The following is a 16,114-nucleotide window of genomic DNA, read 5'->3' on the forward strand; positions in this document are numbered from 1 at the left end:
AACCGACGTTTCAGGTGGCGGATAACGGTGTTTTGATTTGGTCCTCCTATCGTGATCACTCGGTCGTGGTTGGTGTAGTTGGGGAAGTTGCTGGTCAGGGCGGCGTGGGGGTTGAGGTTAGGTGGTGGGGGTGGTGGAGTGGTCGGTGAGAGGTGGGGGGTCGGCGAGGTCTTCGGTGGGGTCTTCGGTGGGGTCCTCGGCGATGGTGGCGACCTTGGTGGCGGCTTCCGGTCCGCTCGTCAGCAGGATGCGGAAGCCTGCTTCGTCCAGGATCGGGACCTTCAGCTGTTCCGCCTTCTCCGCCTTGGAACCCGGCGACTCGCCCACGACGACGAACGCCGTCTTCTTCGACACCGAACCCGCCGCCTTGCCGCCGCGCGACAGGATCGCCTCCTTGGCCTCGTCCCTCGAGAACGTCTCCAGCGAACCCGTCACCACGATCGACAACCCCTCCAGGTTGCGCGGGACCGAAGTGTCCCGTTCCTCGGCCATCCGCACCCCCGCGGCCTGCCACTTCGCCACGACGGCTTGACGCCACGGTGTCTCGACCCACTCGCGCACGGCCGTGGCGATGGTCGGGCCCACCCCCTCGGCGGCGGCCAGTTCCTCCTCCGTCGCGGCGACGATGCGGTCCAGGGAACCGAACTCCCGCGCCAGCGCACGGGCCGCGGTGGGGCCCACGTGGCGGATGGACAGGGCGACCAGGACTCTCCACAGTGGACGCTGCTTGACCGTCTCCAGGTTGTCCAGCAGCTTCACGGCGTTCGCGGTCAGCTCGCCGTCCTTGGTGCGGAACAGGGCGACCCGCGCCAGCTTCTCCGCGTCGAGGTCGAACAGGTCGCCCTCGTCGCCGTACACCGGGGAGTCGACCAGCGCCGCCGCCGCCTCGAAGCCCAGCACCTCGATGTCCAACGCCGACCGCGACGCCAGGTACGCCAACCGCTCGCGCAGCTGACCCGGGCACCCGGCCGCGTTGGGGCACCGGATGTCGACGTCCGCTTCCTTCATCGGGCGCAACTCGTGCCCGCACTCGGGGCACGTCAGGGGCATCTCGAACGCGTAGGCGTCATCGGGCCGGGCGTCGATCACCGGCCCCAGCACCTCGGGGATCACGTCGCCGGCCTTGCGGATCACGATGCGGTCGCCGATCAGCACACCCTTGCGCTTGACCTCGCTGGCGTTGTGCAAGGTGGCGCGGGCGACCGTCGAACCCGCCACCTTCACCGGCTCCATCACCGCGAACGGCGTCACGCGGCCCGTGCGGCCGACCTGCACCTTGATGTCCAGCAGGGTGGTCGTGGCCTCCTCCGGCGGGTACTTGAACGCGATCGCCCACCGCGGCGCGCGCGACGTGCTGCCGAGCCGCCGCTGCAACGACACCTCGTCCACCTTGACGACCACGCCGTCGATCTCGTGCACGGCGTCGTGCCGGTGCTCGCCCCAGTGCGCGACGTGCGCGCTGATCTCCTCGAACGTGCTCAGCACCGCGGTGTGCGGCGACACCGGCAGCCCCCACGCCTTCAGCGCCTCGTACGCCTCGGACTGCCGGGTGAGCTCGAACCCCTCGCGCTTGCCGAGCCCGTGGCAGATCATCCGCAGCCGGCGCGACGCCGTCACCTTCGGGTCCTTCTGCCGCAACGACCCGGCGGCGGTGTTGCGCGGGTTCGCGAACGGTGGTCTGCCCGCCTCCACCAGCCGTGCGTTCAGCTCCAGGAAGTCCTCCACGGCGAAGAACACCTCGCCGCGCACCTCGACCAGCTCGGGCACGGGGTACTCGTCGGTGCCCCTCAGCACATCCGGGACGTCCTCCAGGGTGCGGACGTTGAGCGTCACGTCCTCGCCGGTCCGCCCGTCACCCCGGGTCAACGCGCGCACCAGCACCCCGTGCTCGTAGAGCAGGTTGATCGCCAGGCCGTCGACCTTCAGCTCGCACAGGAAGTGCGCGTCCGCCCCGACCTCCTTGCGCACCCGCTCGAACCAGCCCTGCAGCTCCTCGGCCGAGAACACGTTGTCGAGGCTGAGCATCCGCTCCAGGTGGTCGACCGCCTTGAACTCGGTCGAGAACGTGCCGCCGACGAGCTGCGTGGGCGAATCGGGCGTGGCGAGCCCGGGGTGCGCCTGCTCCAGCGCCTCCAACTCCCGGAGCAGCGCGTCGAACTCGCCGTCACTGACCGTCGGCGAGTCGAGGACGTAGTAGCGGAACTGGTGCCCGCGCACCACCTCGGCCAACGCGGCGTGCCGCACGCGCGCGTCGACGGGCACGTCCTCGACGCCCTCGGCGGGAGCCTGGGCCGGGTTCAACGAGTCGCTGCTGGTCACGGCATGAGGGTATCGAGGGGGTCCGACAATTTCAGGAGGGATCCTCGGCGATCGCCCGGACCAGGTCGCGCAGTTCCAGCAGGCCGATCGTGCCCTCCGGCTCGGCGGACGCGGTTTCCACCCGGCCGAGTCGTTCACCGGCCAGTCGCTCACCGAGCGTGACGTCCAAGGGCAGGAACGTCATGGTCTGCCTGGCCTTGTCGTCGAGGCCGGCGAACTCCGGGTGGTAGACGGCGACGTCCACCAGGCCGTCCGAGACCTGCGCGACCACCCGCACGTCGGCCAGGCGCATCCGGCGCGGTCCGAGGTTGATGGTGACCAGGGTCGGGTCCGGCACCGCGGGCACCGAGTCGTGGTACTCCCAGATCATGTCCTCGGCCGGCGCGGCGGCGATCCACGCGTCGGTGTAGGGCCGCAGCTTCGGGTCTTCACGGCCGGTGATCACCAGGGCGTAGATCGCGCGGTGGCCGCGTTCGAGGGAGAACTCCAGGTCGGGGTGCATGGCGGCGACCATCGCGCCCAGGTCGCCCTCCACGCGGAACGGTTCGCCGTCGCCCAGGGCCGCGCTCACGGTCGGCAGCAGCTCGAACCACTCCTGCCAGAACGCCACCGCGGCCTCGGCCGGGTTGGGCAGGTGGACGGGCGCGGGTTCGGGTTCGGTGCGTCGGCGGAACCAGCTCATGGCTCCATTGAACTACGGCCGGACCGCGGCCGTGCCCGGATCCGCGGCGGCGCCGGACCGCGGCGGCCGGCCGCGGCGGTCGGCCACGGCGAGGAGTTCCGCGGCGGGTCCCACGAGCTTGCGCCCGCCGGGCCACACGGCGCGCAGCACGCGTCGGAGGTCGAGTTCCGCGGGCACTTCGACCAGTCGGCCCTCGGCGAGGTCGACGTCCACGGCGAGCACGCTCAGCACGGCGGGGGCGACGCCGGCGACCACCGCGCCGCGCACCGCCGTGGTGGAGCCGAGTTCCAGCGCGGGCGGGCACGCGTCGGGCAACGCCCGGTCGAGCGTGTCGCGGGTGCCGGAGCCGCGTTCGCGCATCACGAGCGGTGTCGCGGCCAGTTCCGGCGGGGTGAGCGGCCGTCGCCGGCGGGCCCACGGGTGGCCGGGCGCGACGATCACCGCGAGCCGGTCCACGGCCACTTCCCGCGACGAAAGCCCTGGTAGGGGGCCTGGCGCTTCGACGAACCCGAGGTCGACCGCGCCGTCGCGGACGAGGGCGACGACCGTCTCCGAGTTGGTCACCCGCAGTCCCACGCGCAGGTCGGGTCGGGCGCGGCGCAGTTCGCCGATCCAGCTCGGCGCGAGGTGCTCGGCCACGGTCATGCTCGCGGCGACCCGCAGCTCGGCCTCCTGCGCCGACCGCAGCGCCCGTGCGCCCTCCACGAGCCCGGCGACCTCGTCCAGCACCCGCCGCGCCCGTTCGGTCACCACCACGCCGGCGGGCGTGAGCACGGAGCCGCGCCGGCCCCGGTCGACCAGCACGACGCCGAGTCGCCGTTCCAGGGTGGACAGCCGCTTGCTCGCCGACGGTTGCGCGATGCCGAGCTGCTCGGCGGCCCGGCCGAGGCTGCCCAGCTCCCCGACGAGCACCAGCAGGCGCAGCGATTCGAGGTCCGGGGTCATAGCCCCAGGGTATGACCGCGGGGTCGACTGCCGCCTACCGGAAGCACCCGCGCCGACGGAGGCTGGACGGTGTGCTGATCGCCGCGTTGGTCCTGGGTGTGCTGGTGGGTGGACGCCTGCCGGATCTGAGCGGCGTCACGCGCAAGCTGCTGCGCACCGGGGTGGTGCTGCTCGGTCTGCAACTGTCCGTCGTGCAACTCCTCAACCTGGGACCGGGCGTTCTGGTGGCGATCCTGGCCACGGTCTCGGTGACGTTCTTCGGCACGGTGCTGCTCGGCCGCTGGCTGCGCCTGCCACGCGGCCTGTACATCCTCGTGGCCAGCGGTTTCTCGATCTGCGGCGCGTCGGCCATCGCCGCCGTCGAGGGGCGGGTCGACCGCGAGGACGAGCACGTGGCCACCAGCGTCGCCCTCGTCACGCTCTACGGCACGCTGGCGATGGTCGCGTTGCCGCTGCTGCACGCCTCACCGCAGTGGATCGGGCTGAGCGTGCACGAGGTGGCGCAGGTGGCCGCCGCCGCACCGGCCGGCGGTCTGGCGACGGCGATGGCGGTGAAGCTCGGGCGGGTGGCGTTGTTGGCGCCGATCGTGGCCGGTGTCGGCGGTCGCGGCGCTCCGCCGGTGCCCGGCTTCCTGCTCGGCTTCCTGGCGTTGATGCTGGTCAGCCCGCTGGTGCCGGCTGCTGTCGTGGACGTGGCCGGTACCGCGACGACGGTCGTGCTGGCCGCCGCGCTGTTCGGCCTGGGCACGTCGGTGCGGCTCAAGAGCCTCGTGCGGACCAGCCCCAGGGCGCTCCTCCTGGGGCTGCTCTCCACGCTCCTGGTGTGCGGGACGGGTTACCTGTCGCTGCGGGTGGTGTGAGCGCGCAGCAGGTCGGCGTTGAGCCGGGCGATGGTGGTCAGCGGGATGCCCTTGGGGCACGCCGACGTGCACTCGCCGGTGTTCGTGCAGCCGCCGAAGCCCGACGCGTCGTGCTCGGCGACCATGTCCCGCGCCCGCGAGTACCGCTCCGGCTGACCCTGCGGCAGCACGCCGAGGTGGGTGGCCTTCGCGGCGGTGAACAGCATCGCGGACCCGTTGGGGCACGCCGCCACGCACGCGCCGCAGCCGATGCACGCCGCCGCCTCGAACGCCGTGTCCGCGTCCGGCTTGGGCACGGGCGTCGCGTGGGCGTCCGGCGCGGACCCCGCGGGCACGCTGATGTACCCGCCGGCCGCCACGATCCGGTCGAACGCCGACCGGTCCACCACCAGGTCGCGCACCACCGGGAACGGCTCGGCCCGCCACGGCTCCACGGTCACCACGTCGCCGTCGCGGAAGTGCCGCAGGTGCAGCTGGCACGCCGTGGTGGCCTTCTCCGGCCCGTGCGCCATCCCGTTGATCATCATCCCGCACATGCCGCAGATGCCCTCGCGGCAGTCGTGGTCGAACGCCACCGGCTCCTGCCCGGACGTGATCAACCGCTCGTTGAGCACGTCCAGCGCTTCGAGGAACGACATGTCCGGCGACAGGTCGTCCATGGCGTACTCCACCAGGCGCCCGGTGGCGCCGCTCTGCCGCCAGATCCGCAGGGTCAGCTTCACGAGTAGCTCCGGGTGCTCGGCGTGACGTGGTCGAAGACCAGCTCTTCCTTGTGCAGCACGGGTGGTCGGCCCACGCCCGTGTACTCCCACGCGGCGACGTAGGAGTAGTTCGCGTCGTCCCGCAACGCCTCGCCGTCCGGCGTCTGGCTCTCCGACCGGAAGTGCCCGCCGCACGACTCGGCGCGGTGCAGGGCGTCCACGCACATCAGCTCCGCCAGCTCGAAGAAGTCCGCGACCCGGCCGGCCTTCTCCAGCTCCTGGTTGAGCCGCTCACCGTCGCCGGGCACCTTCACCCGCCGCCAGAACTCCTCGCGCAGCTCGGGGATCCGCTCCAACGCCTTGCGCAGCCCCGCCTCGTCGCGCTCCATGCCGCACTCGTCCCACATCAGCCGGCCGAGCTCGCGGTGGAACGACTCGACCGTGCGGTCACCGTTCACGGCCAGCAACGTCTTCACCCGACCGCGCACCTCGGACACCGTGTCGGCCACGACCGGGTGACTGTCGTCGAGTGGCCCGAACGGCGCGTCGGCCAGGTAGTCGCCGATCACGCCGGGCAGCACGAAGTAGCCGTCCGCCAGGCCCTGCATCAGCGCCGACGCGCCCAGCCGGTTCGCGCCGTGGTCGGAGAAGTTCGCCTCGCCGATCACGTACAGGCCGGGGATCGTGGCACGCAGGTCGTAGTCGACCCACAGCCCGCCCATCGTGTAGTGCACGGCCGGGTAGATGCGCATCGGCGTCCGGTACGGGTCGTCGCCGGTGATCCGCTGGTACATCTCGAACAGGTTCCCGTAGCGCTGCTCGACGGCGAGCGCCCCGAGTCGGCGGATGGCGTCGGCGAAGTCGAGGTAGACGCCGCGCTTCTCGTCGGAGATGTTCTTGGCGGCCCTGGACGCGATGTCGCGCGGCACGAGGTTGCCGAACGCCGGGTACATGCGTTCCAGGAAGTAGTCCCGGTCGGCCTCGGGGATGTCGTTCGGCGCACGCGTGTCGTGCTGGTCGCGCGGCACCCACACGCGGCCGTCGTTGCGCAGGGATTCACTCATCAGTGTGAGCTTCGACTGGTGATCGCCGCTGATCGGGATGCACGTCGGGTGGATCTGGGTGAAGCACGGGTTGGCGAACAGCGCGCCGCGCCGGTGCGCCCGCCAGATCGCGGTGGTGTTGCAGCCCTTGGCGTTGGTGGAGAGGTGGAACACGTTGCCGTAGCCGCCGGTGGCGAGCACGACGGCGTCCGCGAAGTGGGTGGACACCGCGCCGCTGACGAGGTCGCGCACGACGATCCCGCGCGCCCGGTCGTCCACCACGATGAGGTCGAGCATCTCGGTGCGCGGGTGCATCTCGACGCGTCCGGCGGCGATCTGCCGTTCCAAGGCCTGGTAGGCCCCGAGGAGGAGTTGCTGGCCGGTCTGGCCGCGGGCGTAGAACGTGCGGGAGACCTGCGCGCCGCCGAACGACCTGGTGTCGAGCAGGCCGCCGTACTCGCGGGCGAACGGCACGCCCTGCGCCACGCACTGGTCGATGATCTCGACGCTGATCTGCGCCAACCGGTGCACGTTCGACTCGCGGGAGCGGAAGTCGCCGCCCTTGACCGTGTCGTAGAACAGCCGGTGCACGCTGTCGCCGTCGTTGCGGTAGTTCTTGGCCGCGTTGATGCCGCCCTGCGCGGCGATGCTGTGCGCGCGGCGCGGGCTGTCCTGGTAGCAGAACGACTTGACCTGGTAGCCGAGCTCGGCCAACGTCGCCGCGGCCGAGCCGCCCGCGAGGCCGGTGCCCACCACGATCACGCTGCGGTTGCGCCGGTTCGCGGGGTTGACCAGGCGGGCGGAGAAGCGGCGGCGGTCCCAGCGGGTCTCGATCGGCCCGGCGGGCACGCGCTGGTCGGCGATCGGCGCGCCTTCGGTGTAGGACATGTCAGCTCACCAATCCGGTGAAGACGGCGAAGGGAACGGAGAGGAAACCGGCGCAGACGACCACGGCGACGCCGAGGCCGATGACGCGCGAGGTGGTGACGCCGAGGGTCTGCGTGGCGCTCCACACGCCGTGGCGGATGTGGAAGCCCAGCGCGAGCACGGCCACCGCGTACGCCAGCACCACGTACCAGTGCTGGAAGTCGGCGACGACGTTCGCGTGGATCTCGCCGGGCACGCCGTGGGGGTTGAGCCACCCGGCGGTGAGGTCGAGCAGGTGGTAGACCACGAACAGGGCGATGATCACGCCGCCCCAGCGCATGGTGCGGGCCGCGTAGCTGCCCTGGACGCGTCGGCGGTGCTCGTACCGGCCCTTGGCCCTGCGCGCCTTCGCGGTCAGTTGGTAGGCGGCGGCGAAGTGCAGTCCCACGCACGCGAGCAGGGCGACCCGCGTCGGCCAGACCGCGCCGATCTCGCGCAGCCACCGGCCGTAGCCGTCGATCGCGTCCGCGCCGGAGAAGACGGTCAGGTTGCCGAGCATGTGCACGACGACGTACAGCAGCAGTCCGGCGCCGGTGACCGCCATGACGACTTTCTTGCCGACGGTGGTGCGGTAGAGCCCGATCGTGTCCACGTCGCTGACGCTAGGAACCGGTGTGACGAGTCGTCCAATACATCGTGAGCTGCCTGAAGATAGCCTGGGGCTATGACGCTGCAGCAGCTCGTGTACTTCCTGGCAGTGGCCCGGACGCGGCACTTCACGCGCGCGGCGGCGGAGGCGCGTGTGGCGCAGCCCTCACTGTCCAAGCAGATCCACGCGCTGGAGAAGGAGCTGGGCGCGGAGCTGTTCAGCCGGGCGCGCGGGAACGTCACGTTGACGCCGGCGGGTGAGGCGCTGCTGCCGGTGGCCGCCCGGATCCTGTCCGATGTGGACACGGCGCGGCTCGAGGTGGCCGAGCTGGTGGGGCTGCGGCGGGGGCGGGTGCGGGTCGGTGCGACGCCGAGCCTGTGCGTCAGCCTGTTCGCGGACGTGATCAAGCGCTACCACGACGCGTACCCCGGGATCCAGGTGTCGGTGACGGAGGGCGGGTCGCGCGACCTGGTGGCGGCGCTGGAGGCGGGGCAGCTCGACCTGGCGCTGGTGATCGTGTCGCCGGCGGACGCGGACCGGGCGTTGACGGTGGTGCCGGTGCTGCGGGAGGAGCTGGTGGTGGCGTCGGCGGCGCCGCTGGGCGTGCCCCGGATGCGGTTGACGGACCTGCGCGAGCAGCCGCTGGTGATGTTCCGGCCGGGGTACGACCTGCGGGAGACGACGTTGGCGGCGTGCCGGCAGGCGGGGTTCGAGCCGCGGTTCGCGGTGGAGGGCGGGGAGATGGACGCCGTGCTGCGGTTCGTGGAGGTGGGGTTGGGGGTGGCGATCGTGCCGAGCACGGTGCTGGCCACGCGGTCGTTGCACGGGACGCCGCTGACCCCGGCGACCACGCGGACGGTGGCCCTGGCGCATCGGACCGACGTGGCGCCGACGTCGGCCGGGCGCGCGTTCCAGAGCGTGCTGCTGGCGTTCCTGCGCGGTGCGGAAATGCCCTCGGGGGTTCACCTGGTGGGGTCGTAAGGTGCTGTGTCGTGCTGATCCGACGCGAGACCACCGCCGACATCCAGGCCGTCCACGACGTGACGGAGGCCGCGTTCGCGGCGCGACCGGGCGGTGAGGTGGGGCTGGTCGCGGCGCTGCGGGCGGACCCCGGCTGGATCCCGGCCCTGTCCCTGGTCGCCGAGGTGGACGGCGCCGTGGTCGGTCACGTCGTGTGCACGCGCGGGTCCGTGGGCGGAGCTCCCGCGCTGGGCCTCGGCCCGCTGAGCGTGCTGCCCGCCCACCAGCGCTCCGGCGTCGGCAAGGCCCTGATGCACACCGTCCTGGGCGCCGCCGACGCCCTCGACGAGCCGTTGGTGATCCTCCTGGGCGACCCGGCCTACTACTCCCGCTTCGGTTTTGCGCTGGCGTCGACCTACGGCATCACGCCGCCGGACCCGGACTGGGCCCCGTACTTCCAGGCCAGGGCCCTGTCCGCCTACACGCCGGCCCTCACCGGGCCTTTCACCTACGCCGCGCCGTTCAGCGACCTGTAGGCGGGGTCACCAGTCCTCGGGCGGCTCCACGAACGCCTTGCCCACGTCACGCGTCAGCGCCAACGCCCGTCGCACCCACTTCGCGCTCGCGCCCGCCATGCCGCACGTCGGCGTCGGCACCGCGTGCGTGCCCAGGATCGACCGCGGGAAACCGAGCCGGTCCACCAGGTCCAACGCGGGCTGGGCCAGCGACCTCAGCGTCCTCGGGGTGGTCGGGTCGGTGCTCGGGGCCAGGCCCAGGAACAGCTGGGTCTTCTCCTCCCACGCCTCGCCGAGCTCGTCCCACATCGTGTCGTCGAGGATCGTGACGTCGAACGAGACCGCCCGCGCGCCCGCCTGCCGGATCAGCGTCACTGGCGGGGCCGGGGCGCAGCAGTGCACGATCACGTCCGCGTCGAGGCCGTCGATCACGGTCTGGAGCAGGGCCCGGGCGTCCGGCTCGGGGACGGCGGCGACGGTGCCGAGCTTGGACGGCGTCGGCAGCAGGCCCTTGAGCACGGCGGGCAGCGCCGGTTCGTCCAGCTGCACGACGACCTTCGCGCCGGTGCGCTTGGCGACCTCGGCGACGTGCCGGTTGAGGCCTTCGACCAGCGACTCGGCGTGCTCGCGCAGCGCGCCCCGGTCGGTCAGCACCCGGTGGCCGCGCGGCAGCTCGACGCTCGCGGCGAGCGTCCACGGTCCGGCGGACTGCACCTTGACGACCGACGGCGGCGCGGGCTCGGCGGCCTCCTCGAACGCGTCCAGGTCGCGGCGCAGCAGGTCGACCGCGCGCCGGTGGTCCTTGCCGGCGTGCGCGGCGGTCCGCCAGCCGGACGGGACCACCTCGACCGGCAGGTCGACCAGGAGCGCGGCGGCGCGGCCGATCATGTCCGCCCCGACGCCCCGGGCGGGGAGTTCGGGCAGGTGAGGGAGGTCGGGGAGTTCGCCGAGAACGATCCTGGCGGCCTCCAGCGGGTCGGTTCCGGGTAGCGAGCCGACGCCGGTCGCGGCGCCGGCGGACCAAGGGAGGGCATCCACCCGGACAGTCTCCCACTACGGGCGGTCGGCCGTTCGTGACCGAAAAGGTCTAGACCCATTGACGAGGTGGTCCAGTCCACCTACGGTCACCTTGTCGGTGCCGACGGTGTTCGCGGGCACCGCCACGACGTGGTGTGGGGGCGTGCCGCGCCCCGCGCTCCCGCACCACTCCCACCCCGTCCCCCCTGCACGGGAGTAGGTGCCCATGTCCCTCAAGCGCACGAGCCTGGCCGCACTCGCGGCAGGCGCCACCGCCGCCGTCACCGCCGGTCTGCTGCTCGCCGCCCCCGCGGGCGCGGCGCCGACCCCGACGGCCGTGTTCACCCAGGACTCCACGTGGAGTTCGGGCTACCAGGGCAAGTTCACCGTCACCGCGGGGTCGAGCGCGGTGTCCGGGTGGAAGGTCGAGTTCGACCTGCCGGCGGGCAGTTCGCCCGGCTCGTACTGGGACGCGACGCTGACCAGCAGCGGCTCGCACCACACGTTCACCAACCGTGAGTACAACGGCGGGCTCGCGGCGGGCGCGTCCACGTCGTTCGGGTTCCTGGTGAACGGCACGGGCCTGCCCGCCAACTGCAAGCTCAACGGCCAACCCTGCACCGGCGGCACCACGACTACCACCACAACTACGACGACGACCACTACTTCGGACCAACCACCTCTCCCCGGCAGCCTGAAGTCCGCGCCGTACGTGGACATCACCATGCCGACGCCGTCGCTGGAGTCGGTCGCCCGCGCCACCGGCCAGAAGGTGTTCACGCTCGCCTTCGCGCTCGCGGACAGCAGCGGCTGCAACCCGTCGTGGGGCGGCACGATCCCGTTGCACGACAGCCGGATCGTCAACGACGTGCGTGCGCTGAAGGCCATGGGCGGTGACGTGATCGTGGCGACCGGAGGCGCCGCCGGGCCGTACCTGGAGTACTCGTGCTCCACCGCGGACGCGTTGTTGGCGGCGTACAAGAAGGTGCTCGACGCGGTCGGCAGCAACCACCTGGACGTCGACGTCGAGGCCACCATCCCGCACGACCTGGTGAACACCGCCTTGAAGCGCCTGCAGACCGAGCGCGGCACGTCGATCAGCTACACGATGCGCGTGCAGGGCGACGACTACGGCATGGACCCGTACTCGGTGCAGATCCTGCAGAACGCGGCCGCCAAGGGCCTGACCGTCCTCGTCAACCCCATGACCATGGAGTTCGGCTCCTCCCGCGCCGACTGGGGCGACGCCGTCATCGCCGCCGCCGAGAGCAGCCTGCGGCAGCTGAAGCAGATCTGGCCCGCCAAGTCGGACGCGGAGCTGAAGCGGCTGCTCGGCGTGACCCCGATGATCGGCCGCAATTTCAACGGCAAGGTCTTCACCCAGGCGCACGCGCGGAAGCTGGTGGCGTGGGCCAACACGAACCGCATCGGCCTGCTGGGCTTCTGGTCGGTGGGCCGGGACAACGGCGGCTGCCCGGGCGGCGGCATCTCGCCGACGTGCAGCAGCATCAGCCAGACCCAGTACGAGTTCACGAACATCTTCAAGGGCTTCACCGCCTGACCCGCACGTGAACGGCCGCGCCGGGCTCGGTGGGAGCTCGGCGCGGCCGGGTCGGGGTTGAGGGGTCAGGCGGTTGGCTGAGGCTGCTCGGTGCAGAACACCGCCTTGATGAGGCCGTCCAACGCCGTGGGGAACACGCCGGCCGGGTCGATGTCGCCGGTGGTCACGGATGCGGTCAGGGTCTTGTGGCCGTCGGGGGTGCTGATCATCAGGGCGCCGTAGCCGCCCGGGGCGCCGCCGTTGTGGTGGACGATGGTGCCGTGCGGGCCGAGGTCTTGGATCCAGAGGCCCAGGCCGAGGTTCAGCTTGCCGTGCGGGGTGGTCATCTCGGCCAGGAGAGGGGCCGGGAGGAGCTCGCCGCGCAGCAGGGCGGAGATGAACTTGGCCAGGTCCTTGGCGGTCGAGATCAGGTCGCCGGCGCCGGCCAACAGGGATGGGTTCTGACGGCTGACGTCGACGACCTTCCACTCGCCGGCGTCCTGGTAGCGGTAGTAGCCGCGGGGGTGCGGGCCGGGGAGGTCCGGTGAGTCGGTCGACACCACGGTGCCCGTGAGGCCGAGCGGCTCGATGATCCGCTGCCGCACCTCCTCGGCGTAGGAGCGGCCGGTGAGCTTCTCGATCAGCAGCAGGGCCAGCGTGTAGTTGGTGTTGGCGTAGCTCTGGTCCGTCCCCGGCTCGAAGCGCGCCGGCTTGGCCAACGCGAACCGCACCAGTTCCTCGGGCCGGTAGGAGTGGAACCGGTTGTCCACCCACGCCTTGCCGGTCGAGGGCAGCCCCATCGCGAACGTCCCGTCCGGCTCGACGTCGCCGGTGTAGTTGTACAGGCCGCTGGTGTGCCGCAGCAGCATCCGCACCGTGATCCGCTCGTCCAGCCCGAGCTCGGGCAGGCGGTCGGCGACCGGGCTGTCCAGCCCGATCCTGCCCTCGGCCACGAGTTGCAGCACCACGGTCGCGGTGAACGGCTTGCTGACGCTGCCCGCCCACACCTGCCCGTCGGCGGGCGGCTCGGCGGTCCCGCCCAGCTCGCTCACCCCGGCGCGACCGACCCAGTCACCCTGCTCGTCGTGCACGCGCAGTTCCACTCCGGCGAAACCCGCGTCGACGACCGCCTGCGCGGCCTGCTGCAAGTCCGGCCGGTCCGGCCGCTGGTCGCCAGGCAGGCTGTGGGCGGTGATGTCGCCGTAGGACGTGGTGGCGCGGATGTCGAGCCGGTCGGCGGAGCCACCGGTGTTCACGAGCGCGTTGTGGATCCGGCCGTAGGACGTGCCGGCGTTCAGGGTGGCCGAGACGCCGTGCGCGGCGCCGATCGAGATCCCGCCCGCCTGGGTGGACAGCGTCACGGTGCCGCGCACGGCCTCGGCGATGCGGATGTCGCCTTTCTGGGTGCTGATCACGGCCGGGCCGCCCAAGCGGCCGACCGAGACGTCACCGGCGTGCGCGGTGAGGTGGACGCTGTCGGCCTCGTCGAGCGTGATCACGCCGTGCGCGCCGTCGAACGCGACGTCGCCGAGCCGTCCCACGCCCCGGAACTCCGCGGCGGCGGCCTTCGCCTCGACCCGCGAGCCGGCGGGCAGCCGGACCGTCACCGCGACCGAACCGGACGGGCCGAGGACCTGGTTGCCCGTCGGCGTCTCGATCCGCAGCACGCCGTCGCCGTAGGTGACGGTCGTCTGCTCCGCCGCCTTCACGTCGCGGCGCTTCGCGGCGTCCGCCGGCAGCACCTCGACGGTGGTGTCGACCCGGTCGGCGGCGATGAACTGGACGCGCCCGGCGGGGATGTCCAGGACGGTGGCGATCGGGGCGGGGGTGTCGAACGTCTGCATCGTGCTCTCCGGGTGTTCGTTCGGGCTGACCTGCTGACGGGAACCACGATCGCCCGCCGTCCTGACACCGGGCGGTCACCGGGCTGACACGACCGCTGACACCGCCGCTTTACAGTGCAGGGATGAACGGACCAGCGGAGATGCTCGCCAACGACGCCGCGTCGACCGCGCTCGGCATCAGGGCGCTCGAACTCGGTGACGGCACGGCCACGCTGGCCATGACCGTCACCGACCGGATGGTCAACGGGCACGGGATCGGCCACGGCGGGTACGTGTTCCTGCTCGCCGACACCGCCTTCGCCTGCGCGTGCAACCGCCACGGCTCGGTGACCGTGGCGGCGCAGGCGGAGATCGACTTCATCGCCCCCGTCCACCAGGGGGACGAACTGGTGGCCGAGGCCGTGGAGCGGGTCCGGTTCGGGCGGAGCGGGATCTACGACATCACCGTGCGCCGGGGCGACGAGGTGGTGGCGGAGTTCCGCGGCCGGAGCCGGACGCTCAGGCCGAACGGCGCAGACCCAGCACCTGGAGGGTGATGAAGCCCATCACGGCGACCGCTTGGGCGACGATCAGGAAAACGCCCAGCCCGGTCACGGGGAACCAGCCCGCGAAAGCGGTCAGGAAGCTGTCCAGCACCCACACCGAATTGCCGATGATCACCACCGCGACCAGCGGGCGGATGGGGCGCATGCCCAAGAGGAAAACACCGACGCCGTAGGCGAGCAGGAAAACGCTGAGCCCGATCACGAGCCCGTTCGGCAATCCCGTGTGCAGGTCGTTGAACACCAGTGCGATCAAGCCGAGCCCGCCCGAGGCGACACCGTCGAGCTTGAGGGCGAAGCGGAGGAGGTTGTCGTTGCGGACCTGAGTCGTCGTCATGGCTCGGAAGTTAGGGTCGGCGGCACTGCCGGCGGTACGCCGAACACTGCCAACGCCTGCCAGTCAGGACGCCTCGACCTGGGCGGACAAGTCCTCGGCCACCAACTTCGCCCCCGCGTTCTGCCAGTTGTGCAGCGTCCGCTCCGGCACCTGGTTGACGAACCACGCCAGCGCCCGCCGCGCCTCCGGGTCGAGGCCCTCGCGCTTGGTGCGCCTGCTGTACGGGCGGATGCCGACCACGTAGTAGAAGTACAGCGCGTTGTAGTGCCGCCATTCGTCGCTGGTGCCGAACTCGCCGTCGCGCGGTTTGAGCCGGCAGATGCTCTCCAGCAACAACGACTTCAGCTCGGCCGCGCGTTCCAGCGGTTGGTCCGACGCACCCCGCGCGGCGAGCCGGGCGTCGATCACCGGCAATTCCGTCAACGGGCTCGCGACCAACTTCCCGAGGTCGCCGTAATTGCTCAACGCACGCCTGGTCAGCTTCACGAATTCGGTCGGGTCGAGCGGGGCGCGCCGGGGCAGCGACTCGGCGGCGTCGCGCAGCTCCGCGCGCGAGGCGGCCACCTCGGGCACCGCGACCCGGTCCACCAGCAACGCCAGCGGGTTGGCCAGCACCTGCACCGCGATCGCGGCGGCGACCGTGCCGAACAGCAGCGGCACCAGCCGGTCGTCCAGGAACAACGCCACCTGCCCGCCGAACACCGCCGCCAGCCCCGCCGACGTGAGCAGCGAGCGCACCATGTCCGCGCGGATCGCCTCACCCTCGTCGAACGCGTCCGCCACCGCCACGATCACGCCGAACACCAGCAGGTCGAACCCGGCCGACGCGATCACCAGCGGCGGAGGCAGCACGTCCACCAGCAACAACGCGCAGCTGAGCCCGAACAGGATCGTCGCCGCCCCCAGCAACGCCCGCCGCACCCGCAGGCACAGCACCAGGGCCGCGGCCAACGGGATCAGCACCACCACCGGCGCGAAGTAGGCCGCCACCAGCAACGGCAGCGCGCTGTACCGCCACCAGCGGTCGTAGCGCACCGGCAGCCAGCACACGACGACCCCGGTCCACGCCACCGCCGGCACCGCCATCGCCATCGCCGGCAGCGGGAGGACGATCACCAGCGCGTAGGCGAGCAACCCGATCGAGGCACGCTGGAGCAGCCGCTTGCGGGGATCGCGCACGAGCAGGTACAGCCCCAGCCACCAGGCCAGGCCGAACGTCACCACCGATACCGCGATCACCCGGAAATCCTAGAGCGCCCGGCGCCCTCCCCCGAGGCACTCGGTCGTGCGGAT

Annotated in this window: 15 protein-coding genes; 5 read left to right on the top strand and 10 right to left on the bottom strand. The window is 71.7% G+C overall.

Features of this window, described 5'->3' with window-relative positions:
* Positions 1–117: 117 nt before the first annotated feature.
* The 3 genes from ligA to ABTZ99_RS00575 are packed head-to-tail and all read right to left on the bottom strand — an operon-like array spanning position 118 to position 3,946.
* Complete coding sequence (gene ligA, locus ABTZ99_RS00565) at positions 118–2,319, bottom strand: NAD-dependent DNA ligase LigA (protein WP_499607029.1); 2,202 nt, start codon at positions 2,317–2,319, stop codon at positions 118–120.
* A gap of 31 nt (positions 2,320–2,350) precedes the next feature.
* Complete coding sequence (locus ABTZ99_RS00570; protein ID WP_498774859.1) at positions 2,351–3,001, bottom strand: hypothetical protein; 651 nt, start codon at positions 2,999–3,001, stop codon at positions 2,351–2,353.
* Between the two features lie 12 nt (positions 3,002–3,013).
* A complete protein-coding gene (locus ABTZ99_RS00575; RefSeq protein WP_499607032.1) occupies positions 3,014–3,946 on the bottom strand; it encodes a LysR substrate-binding domain-containing protein in 933 nt (310 codons plus the stop codon).
* Between the two features lie 11 nt (positions 3,947–3,957).
* Here ABTZ99_RS00575 and ABTZ99_RS00580 point away from each other — a divergent pair, with 11 nt between their 5' ends.
* Positions 3,958–4,806 (top strand): YeiH family protein, encoded by an 849-nt coding sequence (locus ABTZ99_RS00580; protein ID WP_499607035.1) that lies wholly within the window; start codon positions 3,958–3,960, stop codon positions 4,804–4,806.
* Here ABTZ99_RS00580 and ABTZ99_RS00585 read toward each other — a convergent pair.
* The 3 genes from ABTZ99_RS00585 to ABTZ99_RS00595 are packed head-to-tail and all read right to left on the bottom strand — an operon-like array spanning position 4,782 to position 8,069.
* On the bottom strand, positions 4,782–5,528 hold the full coding sequence (locus ABTZ99_RS00585; RefSeq protein WP_498774865.1) for a succinate dehydrogenase/fumarate reductase iron-sulfur subunit: 747 nt from the start codon (positions 5,526–5,528) through the stop codon (positions 4,782–4,784). The genes ABTZ99_RS00580 and ABTZ99_RS00585 overlap by 25 nt on opposite strands.
* Complete coding sequence (locus ABTZ99_RS00590; protein ID WP_499607038.1) at positions 5,525–7,438, bottom strand: fumarate reductase/succinate dehydrogenase flavoprotein subunit; 1,914 nt, start codon at positions 7,436–7,438, stop codon at positions 5,525–5,527. The genes ABTZ99_RS00585 and ABTZ99_RS00590 overlap by 4 nt, the downstream gene beginning before the upstream one ends.
* 1 nt (position 7,439) lies before the next feature.
* A complete protein-coding gene (locus ABTZ99_RS00595; protein ID WP_498774869.1) occupies positions 7,440–8,069 on the bottom strand; it encodes a succinate dehydrogenase cytochrome b subunit in 630 nt (209 codons plus the stop codon).
* Between the two features lie 72 nt (positions 8,070–8,141).
* Here ABTZ99_RS00595 and ABTZ99_RS00600 point away from each other — a divergent pair, with 72 nt between their 5' ends.
* Both ABTZ99_RS00600 and ABTZ99_RS00605 read left to right on the top strand, forming a co-directional pair.
* Positions 8,142–9,047 carry a LysR family transcriptional regulator gene (locus tag ABTZ99_RS00600; protein ID WP_498774871.1) on the top strand — a complete coding sequence of 302 codons (906 nt, stop codon included), beginning with the start codon at positions 8,142–8,144 and terminating at the stop codon, positions 9,045–9,047.
* A gap of 11 nt (positions 9,048–9,058) precedes the next feature.
* Positions 9,059–9,562, top strand: a complete 504-nt coding sequence (locus ABTZ99_RS00605; RefSeq protein WP_498774873.1) for a GNAT family N-acetyltransferase — start codon at positions 9,059–9,061, stop codon at positions 9,560–9,562.
* A 6-nt stretch (positions 9,563–9,568) separates the two neighbouring features.
* On the opposite strand, the gene ABTZ99_RS00610 is transcribed toward ABTZ99_RS00605, so the two are convergent.
* Positions 9,569–10,579, bottom strand: a complete 1,011-nt coding sequence (locus tag ABTZ99_RS00610) for a methionine synthase (protein WP_499607043.1) — start codon at positions 10,577–10,579, stop codon at positions 9,569–9,571.
* 205 nt (positions 10,580–10,784) lie between these two features.
* On the opposite strand from ABTZ99_RS00610, the gene ABTZ99_RS00615 reads away from it, so the two are divergent.
* Complete coding sequence (locus tag ABTZ99_RS00615) at positions 10,785–12,119, top strand: glycoside hydrolase family 18 protein (protein WP_498774877.1); 1,335 nt, start codon at positions 10,785–10,787, stop codon at positions 12,117–12,119.
* A 65-nt stretch (positions 12,120–12,184) separates the two neighbouring features.
* On the opposite strand, the gene ABTZ99_RS00620 is transcribed toward ABTZ99_RS00615, so the two are convergent.
* Positions 12,185–13,942 carry a serine hydrolase gene (locus tag ABTZ99_RS00620; RefSeq protein WP_499607047.1) on the bottom strand — a complete coding sequence of 586 codons (1,758 nt, stop codon included), beginning with the start codon at positions 13,940–13,942 and terminating at the stop codon, positions 12,185–12,187.
* Between the two features lie 122 nt (positions 13,943–14,064).
* Here ABTZ99_RS00620 and paaI point away from each other — a divergent pair, with 122 nt between their 5' ends.
* Positions 14,065–14,478 (top strand): hydroxyphenylacetyl-CoA thioesterase PaaI, encoded by a 414-nt coding sequence (gene paaI, locus ABTZ99_RS00625; protein WP_498774881.1) that lies wholly within the window; start codon positions 14,065–14,067, stop codon positions 14,476–14,478.
* Here paaI and ABTZ99_RS00630 read toward each other — a convergent pair.
* Positions 14,441–14,821, bottom strand: a complete 381-nt coding sequence (locus ABTZ99_RS00630; protein ID WP_498774883.1) for a hypothetical protein — start codon at positions 14,819–14,821, stop codon at positions 14,441–14,443. The genes paaI and ABTZ99_RS00630 overlap by 38 nt on opposite strands.
* A gap of 63 nt (positions 14,822–14,884) precedes the next feature.
* Positions 14,885–16,060, bottom strand: a complete 1,176-nt coding sequence (locus tag ABTZ99_RS00635) for a hypothetical protein (protein ID WP_499607050.1) — start codon at positions 16,058–16,060, stop codon at positions 14,885–14,887.
* Between the last annotated feature and the right edge of the window lie 54 nt (positions 16,061–16,114).

This window comes from Actinosynnema sp. NPDC002837 (assembly GCF_040295345.1).
GTDB lineage: Bacteria > Actinomycetota > Actinomycetes > Mycobacteriales > Pseudonocardiaceae > Actinosynnema.